Raw genomic sequence first — 13,542 nt, 5'->3', positions numbered from 1 at the left:
CGGGTTTTCCCACGAGCCCCCGCCCTGAACACGGTTCGGCGGTCCCGTGTCCATGTCGTCGAGTCCTGACCCCTTCCGTCACCCGAAATCCGGACCCCGAACCATGCCCGATCCCGTCGCCGACCGATTCCGACGCTGGTTCCAGTACGAATGCGACGCGCACGCCCGCGTCTTCGATTCTCTGGAGACGGTCCCGCCCGAGCGCCGCGACTCGGCCGAGTATCGACGGGCCGTCGACCTCATGGGCCATCTCATCGCGGCCCGCGGGATCTGGCTGGCCAGGATCGAAGGTTCGGACCCCTTCCCCGGCCCCCGGTTCCCCACGGACGCCCGGCTCGACGACGTGAAGGCGGACTGGGCCGACGTCGAGCGGCGCTGGCGGGACTGCCTGTCTGGACTGAGCGATTCGGACCTCGCACGCATCGTGGCTTACAAGACCTTGACCGGGGTCGACTGCACGGACGTGGTGGAGGACATGCTCGCCCAGCTCTTCGGCCATTCCTCCTACCATCGCGGCCAGGTGGCCATGCTCGTCCGGGCCGCCGGGGGGACGCCCGCCGAGACCGACTTCATCCACTGGGTGCGAGCCCAAACCGGAGGTTGAAGCCCCGATCCCAGCCGAGCGGCCGGTCGAGGACGAAAAAGCTTGTTTTCGTCGGAATGTGTTTCCTAAGCCTCCTATTTCCCGTAGAGTGATTCGTTGGGTTTTATTGCCACTCGTTCTTCATGACCTGGCATGTCAGTCTCCGTTCTGGAGCCACTTCCGATGAGACGCACGCTGATGCTGACGGTGGCGGTCCTTGCGATGTTGACGGCGGGTCAGGGGCGGGCCCAAGCGAACGGGATCCTGGTCGTCCCGCTGGAGGTTTACAAATGGGTCCCGGTGGCGGCGGCGCAGACTCCCGCGGCGACCGGGGAATGGCGGCTCTATTCGGACGGGGTCTGGCGATACGTCTGGTACGCCGCGCCGGCGCCCCAGTATCAGTGGGTGAAGGTCTCGGCGTACGCGATCGTCCCGAACCCGATCCGGCCGTGCTACCGGCCCCCGCCGCCCCCTTCGAAGGCCGCGCCGACGGCCAGCCCGCAGGCACCCCAGGCCGCTCCCCAGGCGAGTCCGCCGCCGGACGCGAAGGACGCCCATGAAGGGCACGAGCACGGCGTGGAGATGCCGAAGGAGGGCTGCGGCGCGTGCTTCCCCGAATGCTTCCTCAAGCTGCCGTGCACCTGCTGCGCCCACGACGTCGAGGTGCTCCCGGCGCTGAGCCCGGCCGCGCTCTACTACTGGAATGCGGTCGACAAGCAAGTCATCGCCTTCCGGATCATCAGCTCGTACAAGCAGAATGCGGACGGCACTTATACGTTCGAGCCATGACGAAAGCGGCGTCTTCCGATGTCGCGGACGTGTCGTGATCGGTCTTTTTCCTTTGCCGGGAGCTTGCACGTCCCCTAGACTGATTGCGACGAAGCTTCGTCGTAGGGCCGGGCGTCATCCGGGCCGGGCGGGGCGGGGATGCCATCGGTCGAGGGGGACGTCGCCGAGCCGCGCGACGCCGTCAGGAGAGCGTCATGGCTGGCTCGGCGGTCGACCCGGACGATCGCGACGAACCGACCACGGAACCGGACCGCGCGATCCCAAAACCAGGGGACGACCCCGACGCGACCCTGGGAGACGACCTGGATCGCGACCTCGCCGGGGTCTTCGACGGCTTCGGCTCGACGCTCGTCGATCCGGTCGAGGCTCCGCCGGGACCCGTTCCGCCGGCGGGCGAGTCGCCTCCCTCGACGATCCTCGACTTCGCGGCCGACTCCCACGCCGTCGCCGAGTCGCTCGGGTTTGCGACGTTCTTCCCCCCGGTCAGCCCCGATTCGGCCGAGTCGCCCGTCGGCGATCGGACGTTTCGTTACAAGGGCTGCGTGTCTCCGGGGGCGTTCGTCGACGGCTACGAGATCATCGACCTCATCGGCTGGGGGGGCATGGGCGAGGTCTACCGGGCCCGTCATCGCCTGACGGCCCTCGGCCAACTCGTCGCCCTCAAGCTGATCCGGCGCTCGATCTGGGACGCCGAGGCCCGCGACAGCGATTCCAGCCGGCTGGTCGATCGGTTCTACGTCGAGATGCGGGCCGCCGCGATGATCCGCGACGAGCACGTCGTCCCGGTCCTCAACGCCGGCCTGCACGAGGGCTTCCCCTATTACGTGATGATGCTGATCGAAGGCGTGAGCCTGTCGGCCCGCCTGAAGTCGGGACGCATGGCGCCCGTCGAGGCCGCCTCCCTGCTGGAGCCGATCGTCCGCGCCGCGGGCCATGCGCACGCAAAGGGGGTGGTCCACCGCGACATCAAGCCGAGCAACATCATCATCGACTCGGAGGGCAAACCGTACCTGACGGACTTCGGCCTGGCGAAGATGTTCGAGCAGTCGATGTCGCGGACGCTGACGTCCAAGGACGTCTTGATGGGGACGCCGCAGTACATCTCGCCCGAGCAGGTCCGCGACGCCTCCCGCGTGGGCCCGCGCAGCGACGTCTACAGTTTGGGCGCGACGCTCTACGAGATGCTAACCGGCCGGCCGCCGTTCACCGGCGACGACTCCATGTCTGTGGTCCTTCGCGTCCTCAACGACCCGCTCACGCCCCCGCAGCGGTTGAATCCGGACGTGCCCGACGCGTTGGATCGCATCTGCGTCCGCTGCCTCGACAAGGACCCGGCTAGGCGTTTCAAGTCGGCCGAGGAGCTGGCCGACGAACTCGCCCGGTTCGTCAAGGGCGTGCCGATCGAGACCCAGCGGCCGACCTTCCTGGAGACGGCCGTCGACTGGGTGCGGGCGCGGCCGTCGATCGCGGCGCTCATGCTGGCGGTCGTCGCCTCGGTGATCCTGGGCCTGGTCTCGACGACGATTCAGCTGAGGAGGGCCCGGGAGGCGCTCGCTAGGCTGGAATACCAGGCCTATCTGAACCGGCTGGCGCTGGCCTCGGGAGCGCTCGACGCCGGCCGGGTCTTCGACGCGAGGGACCGCCTGCAGGAATGCCCCATCGCCTTCCGCGACTGGGAGTGGCGGTACCTGGACCGGCTTCGGCATCGCAAGCCGCCGGTGCTGGGGGGCTATCCGGGGACGATCTACGGCCTGGCCTTCCGTCCCGGCGGGGGCCTGCTCGCGGCCGGCGGCCGTCGAGGCGCGCCCTGGATCTGGGACGTGGCGAAGGGCCGTAAGGTCGGCGAACTGGCGGGGCTCCCCCCGACGGCGACCGTGTACGACCTGGCCTGGTGCCGCACGGCCGAAGGGGCCGAGCGGATCGCGGCGACCTGCAGCGACGGCTGCGTGCGGCTCTGGACTCGATCGAGCGACGAGTGGGGGACGCCTCGCGAACTGCGGGGCCATCAGGGGGGCGTGGACGCGCTGGCGGTCTCGCGCGACGGCCGGCGGCTGGCGACCGGCGGGGACGACGGGCGGCTCCTTGTGTGGGACTCGACCGGCGGCCCCGACCAGCCCATCCTCACCCTGGCCCTGGGAGGACCGGCGATCCTGGGCCTGGCGTTCGATCCGTCGGGCGATCGCCTCGTGAGCGTGGGGGAGGACCAGCCGCCGCGCACGTGGGACCTGGATTCGGGTCGGTCGACGGCATCGCCCCGCTCGGGCCGGCCGGAGGAGGCGTCGCTGGCGGTGGCTGTCTCTCCCAGCGGCCGATTCACGGCCGTGGGCGGGGCCGACGGCGCGGTGACGGTCTGGGACGCCGACGCGCCGAACCGCCCGCGCGAGCTGAAAGGGCACTTCGACGCGGTGAACTCGGTCGTATTCAGCCCCGACGAGAAGCGGTTGGCCTCGGCCGATTCGGACGGCACGGTGACGTTCTGGGACGTCGCCTCGTTGGAGAAGGTCCTCTCGCGTCGGGGCCACAAGGACGCCGTGGAGGCCCTGGCGTTCAGCGACGACGGCCTGACGCTGGCCTCGGGCGGAGGCGACCGTTCGGTGATGCTCTGGGACGCCCGGCCGTGGGTCGAGACGGCCTCCGCCCGCCCTCGCGGGCTCGACGCCAGGCTCGGCTCCGTGGCCGGCCTGGCCGTCCGGGGCGACGGCCTCGAGATCGCCACCGCCGGGGCCGACGGCGCGGTCCGGCTGTGGGACGAGCCGAGCGGGACGCTCAAGCGGACGCTTCGCGGCCACGTCAAGAAGGTCGCCGCCCTGGCCTACAGCCCCGACTCGCGGCGGCTGGCCTCGGTCTGCCGCGACGGCGAGGTCCGCGTCTGGGACCTGTCGGACCCGGACGCGGAGCCGGCCGGCCGCCTGATGGGGAGCCACGAGGGCCGTTGCATCACGCTGGCGTTCAGCCCCGACGGCCGCACCCTCGCCACCGGGGGCGTCGATCGGCGGATCCATTTCTGGTCGGTCGACGGATCGAATCGACACGAGTCCACCGCAATCGACGACGAGGTGTATTGCCTCGCGTTCAGCCCGGACGGCGTCAGCCTGGCCTCGGCGGGGCCCGACGAGGAAGACGGCATCACGCTCTGGACGAGGAGGCCCCAAGGTTGGTCGCCTTCCCGACGCCTGCTGGGCCACGAACGCCAGATCAACGGCGTCGCGTTCAGCCGCGACGGCCGCCGCCTGGCCTCGGTCAGCCACGACTGGACCGGGCGGGTTTGGGACCTGCGCGAGGGGACCTGCACGGTGCTCCGCGGCCACGTCAGCCGGATCTGGGGCGTGGCGCTCAGCGAGGACGGGCGGAGCGTGGCAACGGCCGGCGGCGATCGCTCGGTCCGGGTCTGGGACGGCGGGACTGGCGACGAGGAGGAGACGCTCCTGGCCCACGGCGGCCGCGTCCGCGCGGTCGCTTTCGACGCCGGCGGCCGATTCCTCGCCTCCGCCGGCGACGACGGGGTCGTCTACCTCTGGGACAGATCGCGCCCGGAAGCCCGCTGATCGTGATCGAGCCCGCTCGCCTCGTCTCGCAGCGCCTTGATGAACTCGGGCGTGGTCCCGCAGCAGCCGCCGACGAACGTCGCGCCGGCCTCCACGAGCGGGCCCAGGTGCGCGGCGAAAGCCTCCGGGCTCATCGCGTAGACCGCCCGGCCGTCCTCGACGGCGGGATGGCCGGCGTTGGGCTTGATCCAGACGGGGAGATCGCACGCGGCGTGGAGGCGTCGCGCGAGGGCGATGAACTCGGCGATCCCCGCGCCGCAGTTGGCGCCCACGGCGTCGGCGCCCGCGTCGGCCATCGCCCGGGCGACCTCCTCGGGGCGCGAGCCGTCGGGCGTCGTCGGATCGCCGGTCGACGTGTTGAAAAAGAACGAGGCGACCACCGGCAGCCCCACGGTCCGGGCCGTGTTGACGGCGAGGCGGGCCTCTTCGATCCCGAGGAACGTTTCGAGTACCAGGGCGTCCGCCCCGCCCTCGGCCAGGGCCTCGGACTGGAGCGCGAAGGCGGCGGCCGCGCCGTCCCCTCGCGCGCCGGAAGGGCCGATCGAGCCGAGCACGCGGACGGAGGTCCCCTCGGCGGCCAGGCGGGACAGCCGCGCGCCCTCCCGGTTGATCCGACGCGCCTCGGCCGACAGGCCGAGCCGGGCGAGCGCCGTCGGGCTCGCCTGGAAGGTGTTCGTGAGGATGGCGCGGGCACCGGCCTCGATGTAGGAACGGGCGACGGCCAGCACGTCGTCGGGCCGCGAGAGGTTCCAGGCGTCGGGGGATTCGCCCAGTGCGAGCCCACGCTTCTGGAGTTCGGTCGCCCAGCCGCCGTCGAGGATGATGGGGGTCTCGGCTTCGAACAGTGTCCGGAAGCGATTCATCGCTCAGGCCGGGATAAGGTAGGCCGCGACGGCGACGGCGGCGGCGATCGCGACCGAGGCCCCGACGATCCGCCACGAGGTCCGGCGGTCCAGCGCGCGGGCCTCGGCGTCCTCGACGGTCTCGGTCGAGCCGGCCCGGGGGCCGAAGCTGGAGACGCCGCCGAAGCCGTAGTTCACGCAGAAGCCCCGGCGGGCCTGCAGGAATCCCAGGGCCGACATCAGGGCCGGGCCGCCCACCCACAGCCGGGTGGCGGGCGGGACCTTGGCCCAGATGAAGCAGCCCCAGAGCGCGACGGCCCCGACCAGCCCGGCCCAGCCGAGGAGCCTTCGCAGGCGGACCTCGGCCCCGCCGATGTTGCAGACGCCGGGAGCATATTCGGTGTGCGTCATGGGGTCGCCGTCGCGGGTTCGAGAGTTGGGTTCAGTTCGAGCTTCAGGTCCTTGAAGCGGACCTCGGTCGCGCCTCCGGAGTGGAGCTGGAGGCCGAAGACGCCGCGGCGTGCGATCTGGGGATCGTCGAGGACGACGGCCGCCTTTCCGTTGATCCGGGTCCGGATCGAGCCGCCGACTGCGACGATTTCATAAGTGTTCCAGTCGCCCGGCTTGACCGCGTCCTCGGCGGATTTCGGCCAGAGGAGGCCGCGGCCGTTCTCCTCGTAGAGCTTGCCCCACCAGTCGGCGCCAACGTCGGCCTGGGGGCCCTTCATCTCGCCGTCGGCCAGCGGCTCGCTGCGGAACTGGACGCCGCTGTTCCCCTCGTTGCGGACGAGCTTGACCTGGAAGGTCAGCTTGAAGTCGCGGGCGCTCATCTCGCTGCGGAGGAACGCGTTGTGCGCCAGGCCCGTGGTCTTGCCGACGATCTCGCCGTCCTCGACCGACCAGAGGGCCGGGTCGCCGACCCAGCCGGTCAGGTCCTTGCCGTTGAAGAAGCCCGAGAGGTTCTCGGGCGTCGCCAGCATCGGCGTCTGGGCGGGGCTCGCCAGGTAGGCGGCCAGCGAGCGGACCTCGAAGTCGGACAACGGCGTCCAGAGGTCGTCGGGCATCATCGAAAGCTCGCTGGGCCGCCGCTCCTCGACGTCGCCGATCGGGACGACGAGCAGCTCGTTGGCGGTCTGCAAGGTCAAGGAGTCCTTGTCTTCCGACTTGATCAGGCCGGTCAGGACGCGGCCGTCCGACGTGGCGACCACGTGCGCGAGGTAGTCCTTGCCGATCAAGGCCGAGGGGTCGAGCACGTTGGCCAGCAGGTAGTCCAGGTCCGCGCGGTTCGACCCCGTCAGGTCCGGGCCGATCGCCCCGCCCACGCCGAAGAGCACGTGGCACTGCTGGCAGGTGCGGGCGAACACGGCGCGGCCCAGCTCGACGTCGGGCCTGCGGGTGTAGCCGGCGCTGAAGAGCTTGCGGTACTTCTCGATGAGCTTCGATTTGTCGGCCGTGGTCTCCCGCGCGGCGCCCCACGACTTCGCGATGAGGGCGTCGACCTCGGCGTCCTTGTGGTTGCGGAGCTGCCGAACGAGGTCCGCCGCCAGGTCGTTCGCCGCCACCCGACCCTCGGCGACCGCCGCCATGAGCGCCCTGGACGAGGCGACCCGCGCCGCCAGCGTGTTGAGGGCGTCGCGACGCTCCTGCGGGGTGAGCGAAGCGTAGAGGCCCAGGACGACCGGGGCGCTCTCGGGGTCGTCGTAGGCCGCCAGCCCGCGGATCGCCTCGGCGCGGAGGCTCGTCTCGGAGAGGAGGGCCCGCAGCACCGGGGCCAGGCCCGGGTCGCGCGCCTTGAGCAGGGCGGTCAGGGCGTCCCGACGCGCTGGGAGCGGCTGGTCTGAGTTCGCGAGCAGGGTTCGGAACGAGGCGAGCGCCGACGGGTCGCCGAAGGTCACGGCCAGGGTCGTGGCCTGCGAACGGAGGTCTGCGTCCTCGCTCTCCGCGAGCTTGCGGTAGGCGTCCGGCCAGGCGGCGGGCATCTCCACCGTGCGGCGGCCCTGGAGCGACTGGTTGACGGCCTGGAGGATCGCCAGCCGGGCGCGGTCGGTCGCGGCCCGGTCGAGCGCGGCGACGATCAGGTCGAACGCCTCGGGCGTGCCGATCGCCGCCACCCGGCGCACCGTGTAGCGGAGGATGCCCGGCAGCTTCGCCTGGAGCGCCAGGTCCAGAGCCGCCTCCGGTCCTTCGGCCGCGGCGGGCTCCATGCCGTACCAGACCATCAGCGGGAGGTTGTGGTCGTCGACGTCCTCGACGTGGCCGACGAGCCCCTCCAGGATCGGCCGACGCGCGGGGATCGGCAATCGCTGGAGCGCGGCGGCGAGGTAGAGGCGGAGCACCGGCGAGCCGTCCCGGCGCGACATCCGTGCGAAGGCGTCGAGCACCCTGGCGGACGGGACGTCCGACTCCGTGACGAGCTGCACGGCCCAGCCCCGGAACGCGGGCTCGGGAGAAGCCAGAGCCTTCAGGGTCGCGGCCTCGTCGAGCCCGCCGACGGCGTGCAGAGCCCACAGGGCGTTCAGCCGGGTCTTGGGATCCGGCCCGTCGAAGGCCTTCTCCGCGAGCGACGCCGCCAGCCCGCCTCGCGCCGTCTCGTCCATCGCGCCGGCCCGCTCTTGCAGCAGACGGCGGGCGTGGCGGACGTGCCAGTCGTTGGGGTGGGCGAGCATCGCCAGCAGCTCGTCGTTGCCGACCTTCGCCGGGTCGATGGCCCGCGAAGGGCCGGGGCGGGCGCCGTGGGCCACGCGGAAGATCCGGCCGTTGGTGCGGTCGTGGGCGGTGGGGTCGGTCAGGTGGCACTGGTTCTCGTCGTACCAGTCGATCATGTACATCTGGCCGTCCGGGCCGGACTTCAGGCTGATGATCTGCGACCAGCGGTCGTTGGCCATCAGAAAGTCGGGCCCGTGGCGGCCGACGAACCCCGAACCGGCGGGAAACAGCAAGTCTCGGTTCAGCCGCGCGCCGTGGATGTTGTTCATGAAGATCGAGCCGACGTACTCGCGGGGCCAGGCGTCGCCCTGGTAGATGAGTGCGCCGGCGTGCGCGTGGCCGCCCCCGGCCAGGTCTGACCTGCCGTTGGCGCCGTGGGGGTTGCCGCCGAGGTAGTGGCGGTGGTCGGCGATCGTTTTGATGAGTTCGTAGGAGTACGGGTTGAAATCGGCCCCCGCCTGCCGCTCGTAGCGCGCCCCCTGGATCACCTGATAGAGGTGGGGGATGACGCACGAAGTCAAGAAGGCCCGTCCGTCGGCGTCGAAGTCCACGCCCCAGGGATTGCTCGTGCCGTGGGCGAAGACCTCGAAGACGTGCCGCGTCGGGTGGTATCGCCAGATGCCGGCGTTGATCGGGACGCGCCGATCGTCGGGCGTGCCGGGCTTGCCGACGCGGGAGTGGGTGAAGACGCCGTGGCAGCCGTAGAGCCAGCCGTCGGGGCCCCAGTTGAACGAGTTCAGCGTCTCGTGGGTGTCCTGGTAGCCCCAGCCGTCGAGCAGCACGACGGGCTCGCCGTCGGGGGCGTCGTCGCCGTCCTTGTCGGGGATGAACAGGAAGTGCGGGGCCGCGCCGACCCAGACGCCGCCGAAGCCGACCTCGATTCCGCTGGCGAGGTTGAGCTTCTCGCAGAAGACCTTGCGGGAGTCGAACGAGCCGTCGCCGTTCGTGTCCTCGAAGATCAGGATCCGGTCCTTGCCCTCCCCTTCGGGCAGGCGGATCGGATACGTGTAGGACTCGACCACCCAGAGCCGGCCCCGATCGTCGATCGTGAAGGCGATCGGCTGGACCACGTCGGGCTCGCCGGCGATCAGGTCGACGCGGAAGCCCGGCGCGACCGTCATGGCCTTGGCGGCCTCCTGCGGGGAGAGCCCCGCGTGGACGAACGCGTCCGCCGACGGCAGGCTCGTCCGGACCTCGCCGGGGGGCTTCGCATCCCAGAGGGTGAAGTCGTCGAAATTGAGGTGGCCCCAGCCGTCGGAGTCGTCGTCCACCAGCCGCAGGAAGACATCCTTGCCGACGTGGGCCGAGAGGTCGGCGACGACGGGTTTGAGATCCTCCACTCCGTCCCCGGCCGCGCGGTGGATCACTGTCTGGTCGTCGGCCCGGACGATCTCCAGTCGGGTCGACTCCCGAGGCCCCGCTCCGATCAGGAAGCGTGCGAACGGCCGGTCCAGGCGGAAGGGGACCGAGGTCAAGGTGCCGCGAGGCCGGTCGCCGCCGCGCTCGTACGAGCCGACCCAGAATCGGCCGGCGTGGCCGCTCTTCATGTCCGACCGTCGCGCCGCAATCGCGTCGCCCTCGAGCGGCTGGCCCTGGAAGGCCTCGCCCTGGGCGGTCCAGTCGCGGAGGTCGCCGGTCTCGAAGTCGAGGTTCAGCGGCCGTCCGGCGGCGTCGGTCGGGCGGCGGCCTTCCTCGGCCTGGGCGGATGCGAGCAGGCCGATCGCGAGCGCGATGCAGGCGGTCGTGCGGCGGAGAGGGAACATGGGCGGCCTCGCCTCGTCGTGGGGAGTTCGGCGGCGCGGAAGGACCCGATTCCGCGACTCCTCGCCAGGGGGGACTGATCCTAACCAGGATGGTCGCCCGTTGGGATCGATGCAAGGCCCTGTCGGGCGTGCTTCGGGCCGGGCCGGGGGTAGGATCGGACAATGCGGATGCGGTATCCTGTGCCGACGTTCCGGGTGGACGATCGGGGCTGGACCGGAGAGGAGCGATCGACCGTGGATCGAGACGAGACGCGAGGGGTGGGCCGGGGACTCGGCGGGCGTCGCGATTTCTTGAAGGCGGCGGCCGTCGCGGCGGCGGGGACGCTGCCGGGGCGAACCGAGGCTTTCGGGTCCCGGGCGCCGGACATCCAGGAAGAGGTCGACGCTTTCCTCAACGAACACGTCGCGCGTTGGCTCCCCCTGGAGACGAAGGCCGGTCAGGCCGCGTGGGAAGCCTCGACGGACGTTTCCGAGGCCCACACGGCCGCGCAGGTGACGGCGAACCAGGCGGTCAACCAGGTCGTCGGCGCGCCCGAGGTGATCGAGAAGGTCGCCCGGTTCCTCGGCGAGAAGGACCGGCTGACCGAGTTGCAGGTGCGCCAGCTCGAAAAGGTCCGCCTCCGCGCGGCCGAGGCCCCCGGCACCCTCCCCGACGTGGTGAAGGCCCGCGTCCAGGCCGAGGCGGACCAGTCGGCCCGGCAGGACGGCTTCGTCTACACCCTCAAGAAGTCGGACGGCTCGGCCGAGAACCCCTCGGCAAACCGGATCGACCAGGTGTTGCTCACGTCGAAGGACCTGGAAGAGCGGAAGGCGTACTGGGAGACGTCCAAGGAAATCGGGGCCCCGCTGCGCGAGGGGCTGCTGAAGCTCCGCGACCTCCGCAACCAGGTGGCGCGGGGCCTGGGATTCGCGGACTTCTTCGAGCTTCAGGTCGCCGATTACGGGATGGGGGTCGACGAGATGATCGGGCTCTGCGACCGGATCGTCGCCGACGTCCGGCCGCTGTACGCCCAGCTCCACACCTGGGCCAAGCATCAACTCGCGAAGCGTTACGGCGTCGACGCCCCGCCGGGCGCGATCCCCGCCCACTGGCTCTCGAACCGATGGGGCCAGAACTGGCCGGGGTTCGTCGAGGGGGTCGACATGGACGCCCCCTTCAAAGGCAAGCCGCCCGAGTTCATCACCGAGCAGGCCGAGCGGTTCTACACGTCGCTCGGCTTCGCCAAGCTGCCGCCGAGCTTCTGGACGAAGTCCGACCTGTACCCGGCCGACCCCGCCTCCGGGCGCAAGAAGAACAGCCACGCCAGCGCATGGCACGTCGACCTGGACCACGACGTCCGCAGCCTGATGTCGATCGAGCCCGACAACCAGTGGTTCGACACCGCCCACCACGAACTGGGGCACATCTACTATTTCCTGAGCTACTCCACGCCGAAGGTCCCTCCCCTGCTCCGCCAGGGAGCCAACCGCGCGTTCCACGAAGGCGTCGGCGACCTGATCGGCCTGGCGGCGGGCCAGCGGCCCTATCTGAAGCAGGTGGGCCTGCTGGCCCCCGAGGCCGAGGCCGCCCCGGCGTCGACGTTCCTGCTCAGCTCGGCCCTCGAGGGCTCGTCGATCGTCTTCCTGCCGTGGGCGGCCGGCGTGATGACCCGGTTCGAGCGCGACTTCTACGCGGGGAAGATCGCCGACGACTCGCTCAACGCCGGCTGGTGGGAGCGCGTCGGCAAGTACCAGGGGATCGCCCCTCCCGGCGAGCGTCCCGAGACCCTCTGCGACGCCGCGACGAAGACCCACATCAACGACGACCCCGGGCAATATTACGACTACGCGATCGGCACCGTCCTGAAGTTCCAGCTCCACGACCACATCGCCCGCGAGATCCTCAAGCAGGATCCGCGCGAGTGCAATTACTACGGCAACGCCAAGGTCGGCGCGTTCCTGCGGAGCATCCTGGAACTCGGCGCCACCCGCGACTGGAACGCCGTGCTTCGCGAGGCGACCGGCGAGGGTTTGACCGCGCGACCCCTCGTTGCGTACTTTGAACCGCTCCAGGAATGGCTCGAAGCCGAGAACAAGGGCCGGGCGTCCGGCTGGCCCGAAGACCCCGGAAAATCATGACGCGATCACTCAGGATTCAGGCCGCCTCGCTCGCCCCGCTCGTCGCCCTGTCGCTGCTCGGCTCGGTCTGCGGGTGCGGACGGGACGAGGCGCCGAGTCCCTCGGGCGGGGGCTCCCTCGGCGGGCCTTCGTCGGTCGCGGTCGAGCCGGGAGCGGACGCGACCGCTCCCGTCGCGACGGTCGAACCGAAGCCCGAATCGACGCCCGCCGGGCCGGCCCCCGAGGGGATGGTCTGGATCCCCGGCGGCGAGTTCACGATGGGGACGAACGACGCCGACGCCCATGACTCCGAGCGTCCCGCTCACCGCGTGCAGGTCGGCGGATACTGGATCGACGAGGCCGAGGTCACCAACGCCCGGTTCCGCAAGTTCGTCGAGGCGACAGGCTACAGGACGACCGCCGAGCGCCCCGTCGACTGGGAGGTGATGAAACTCCAACTCCCGCCGGGGACGCCCAAGCCCCCGGACGAACAGCTCGGCGCCGGCTCGCTGGTCTTCACCCCCCCCGTCGGCGCCCTCCCCCCCGGCGGGCTCGACGACCTGTCCAACTGGTGGCGGTGGGTCCTGGGCGCCGACTGGAAGCATCCCGAAGGTCCGGACGACTCGATCGACGGGAAGGACGACCACCCCGTCGTCCACGTCTCGTTCGAGGACGCCGAGGCCTACGCGAAGTGGGCCGGCAGGCGGCTGCCGACCGAGGCCGAGTGGGAGCGGGCCTCGCGTGGGGGCGTGGACGGATCCAAGTTCGCCTGGGGAGACGTCTTCGCTCCTGAAGGCAAGCGGATGGCCAACACCTGGCAGGGCCGCTTCCCCGAGGTGGTCGAGGACCAGGACGGTTACCCGCGCATCGCCCCAGTGAAGTCGTTCCCGCCCAACTCCTACGGCCTTTACGACACCATCGGCAACGTCTGGGAGTGGTGCTCGGACTGGTATCGGCCGGACACCTATCGCCTGGCCGGCGACTCGCCGCTGACGGTCGACCCGAAGGGCCCCGAGAAGAGCTACGACCCCGACGAGCCGTTCCAGCCCAAGCGCGTGACCCGGGGCGGTTCGTTCCTCTGCAGCGGCAACTACTGCTCCAACTACCGTCCCAGCGCCCGCCGAGGCACCGCGACCGATTCCGGCATGTCGCACCTGGGCTTCCGCTGCGTGAAGGACGCCCGGCCCCCCGCGGATTGAAGGGGTCTCGTCCCCGAT

The 13,542-nt window shown here is 70.8% G+C and carries 8 protein-coding genes; 5 read left to right on the top strand and 3 right to left on the bottom strand.

Features of this window, described 5'->3' with window-relative positions; translation table 11 throughout:
- Positions 1 to 103: 103 nt before the first annotated feature.
- From G6O68_RS17865 to G6O68_RS17855, 3 genes are all read left to right on the top strand, one after another.
- The gene (locus G6O68_RS17865) at positions 104 to 604 is read left to right on the top strand and encodes a DinB family protein (RefSeq protein ID WP_165249998.1); all 501 of its coding nucleotides are present in this window, start codon (positions 104 to 106) and stop codon (positions 602 to 604) included.
- A 162-nt stretch (positions 605 to 766) separates the two neighbouring features.
- On the top strand, positions 767 to 1,372 hold the full coding sequence (locus G6O68_RS17860) for a hypothetical protein (protein ID WP_165249997.1): 606 nt from the start codon (positions 767 to 769) through the stop codon (positions 1,370 to 1,372).
- 194 nt (positions 1,373 to 1,566) lie between these two features.
- Positions 1,567 to 4,917, top strand: a complete 3,351-nt coding sequence (locus G6O68_RS17855) for a WD40 repeat domain-containing serine/threonine protein kinase (protein WP_165249996.1) — start codon at positions 1,567 to 1,569, stop codon at positions 4,915 to 4,917.
- Here G6O68_RS17855 and G6O68_RS17850 read toward each other — a convergent pair.
- Genes G6O68_RS17850 through G6O68_RS17840 form a run of 3 tightly spaced genes read right to left on the bottom strand, consistent with a single transcriptional unit; the run spans position 4,881 to position 10,228 of the window.
- Entirely contained in the window at positions 4,881 to 5,780 is a 900-nt protein-coding gene (locus G6O68_RS17850; protein ID WP_165249995.1) for a homocysteine S-methyltransferase family protein, read from the bottom strand. The two genes, G6O68_RS17855 and G6O68_RS17850, sit on opposite strands and share 37 nt — an antisense overlap.
- Before the next feature lie 3 nt (positions 5,781 to 5,783).
- The gene (locus G6O68_RS17845; protein WP_165249994.1) at positions 5,784 to 6,170 is read right to left on the bottom strand and encodes a hypothetical protein; all 387 of its coding nucleotides are present in this window, start codon (positions 6,168 to 6,170) and stop codon (positions 5,784 to 5,786) included.
- Positions 6,167 to 10,228, bottom strand: coding sequence for a PVC-type heme-binding CxxCH protein (locus G6O68_RS17840; RefSeq protein ID WP_165249993.1), 4,062 nt, complete (start codon positions 10,226 to 10,228; stop codon positions 6,167 to 6,169). The genes G6O68_RS17845 and G6O68_RS17840 overlap by 4 nt, the downstream gene beginning before the upstream one ends.
- Before the next feature lie 234 nt (positions 10,229 to 10,462).
- Here G6O68_RS17840 and G6O68_RS17835 point away from each other — a divergent pair, with 234 nt between their 5' ends.
- Both G6O68_RS17835 and G6O68_RS17830 read left to right on the top strand, forming a co-directional pair.
- On the top strand, positions 10,463 to 12,346 hold the full coding sequence (locus G6O68_RS17835) for a M2 family metallopeptidase (RefSeq protein ID WP_165249992.1): 1,884 nt from the start codon (positions 10,463 to 10,465) through the stop codon (positions 12,344 to 12,346).
- Complete coding sequence (locus G6O68_RS17830) at positions 12,343 to 13,524, top strand: formylglycine-generating enzyme family protein (RefSeq protein ID WP_165249991.1); 1,182 nt, start codon at positions 12,343 to 12,345, stop codon at positions 13,522 to 13,524. Before G6O68_RS17835 ends, G6O68_RS17830 begins: the two co-directional genes overlap by 4 nt.
- Positions 13,525 to 13,542 lie beyond the last annotated feature (18 nt).

Source organism: Paludisphaera soli (assembly GCF_011064595.1).
Taxonomy (GTDB): domain Bacteria; phylum Planctomycetota; class Planctomycetia; order Isosphaerales; family Isosphaeraceae; genus Paludisphaera; species Paludisphaera soli.
This window is presented reverse-complemented; position numbering and strand designations above follow the sequence as displayed.

Coding starts and splice junctions, on each gene's coding strand:
- G6O68_RS17850 (WP_165249995.1), bottom strand. CDS start 5,780: ATGAATCGCTTCCGGACACTGTTCGAAGCCGAGACCCCCATCATCCTC.
- G6O68_RS17860 (WP_165249997.1), top strand. CDS start 767: ATGAGACGCACGCTGATGCTGACGGTGGCGGTCCTTGCGATGTTGACG.
- G6O68_RS17855 (WP_165249996.1), top strand. CDS start 1,567: ATGGCTGGCTCGGCGGTCGACCCGGACGATCGCGACGAACCGACCACG.
- G6O68_RS17830 (WP_165249991.1), top strand. CDS start 12,343: ATGACGCGATCACTCAGGATTCAGGCCGCCTCGCTCGCCCCGCTCGTC.
- G6O68_RS17845 (WP_165249994.1), bottom strand. CDS start 6,170: ATGACGCACACCGAATATGCTCCCGGCGTCTGCAACATCGGCGGGGCC.
- G6O68_RS17840 (WP_165249993.1), bottom strand. CDS start 10,228: ATGTTCCCTCTCCGCCGCACGACCGCCTGCATCGCGCTCGCGATCGGC.
- G6O68_RS17865 (WP_165249998.1), top strand. CDS start 104: ATGCCCGATCCCGTCGCCGACCGATTCCGACGCTGGTTCCAGTACGAA.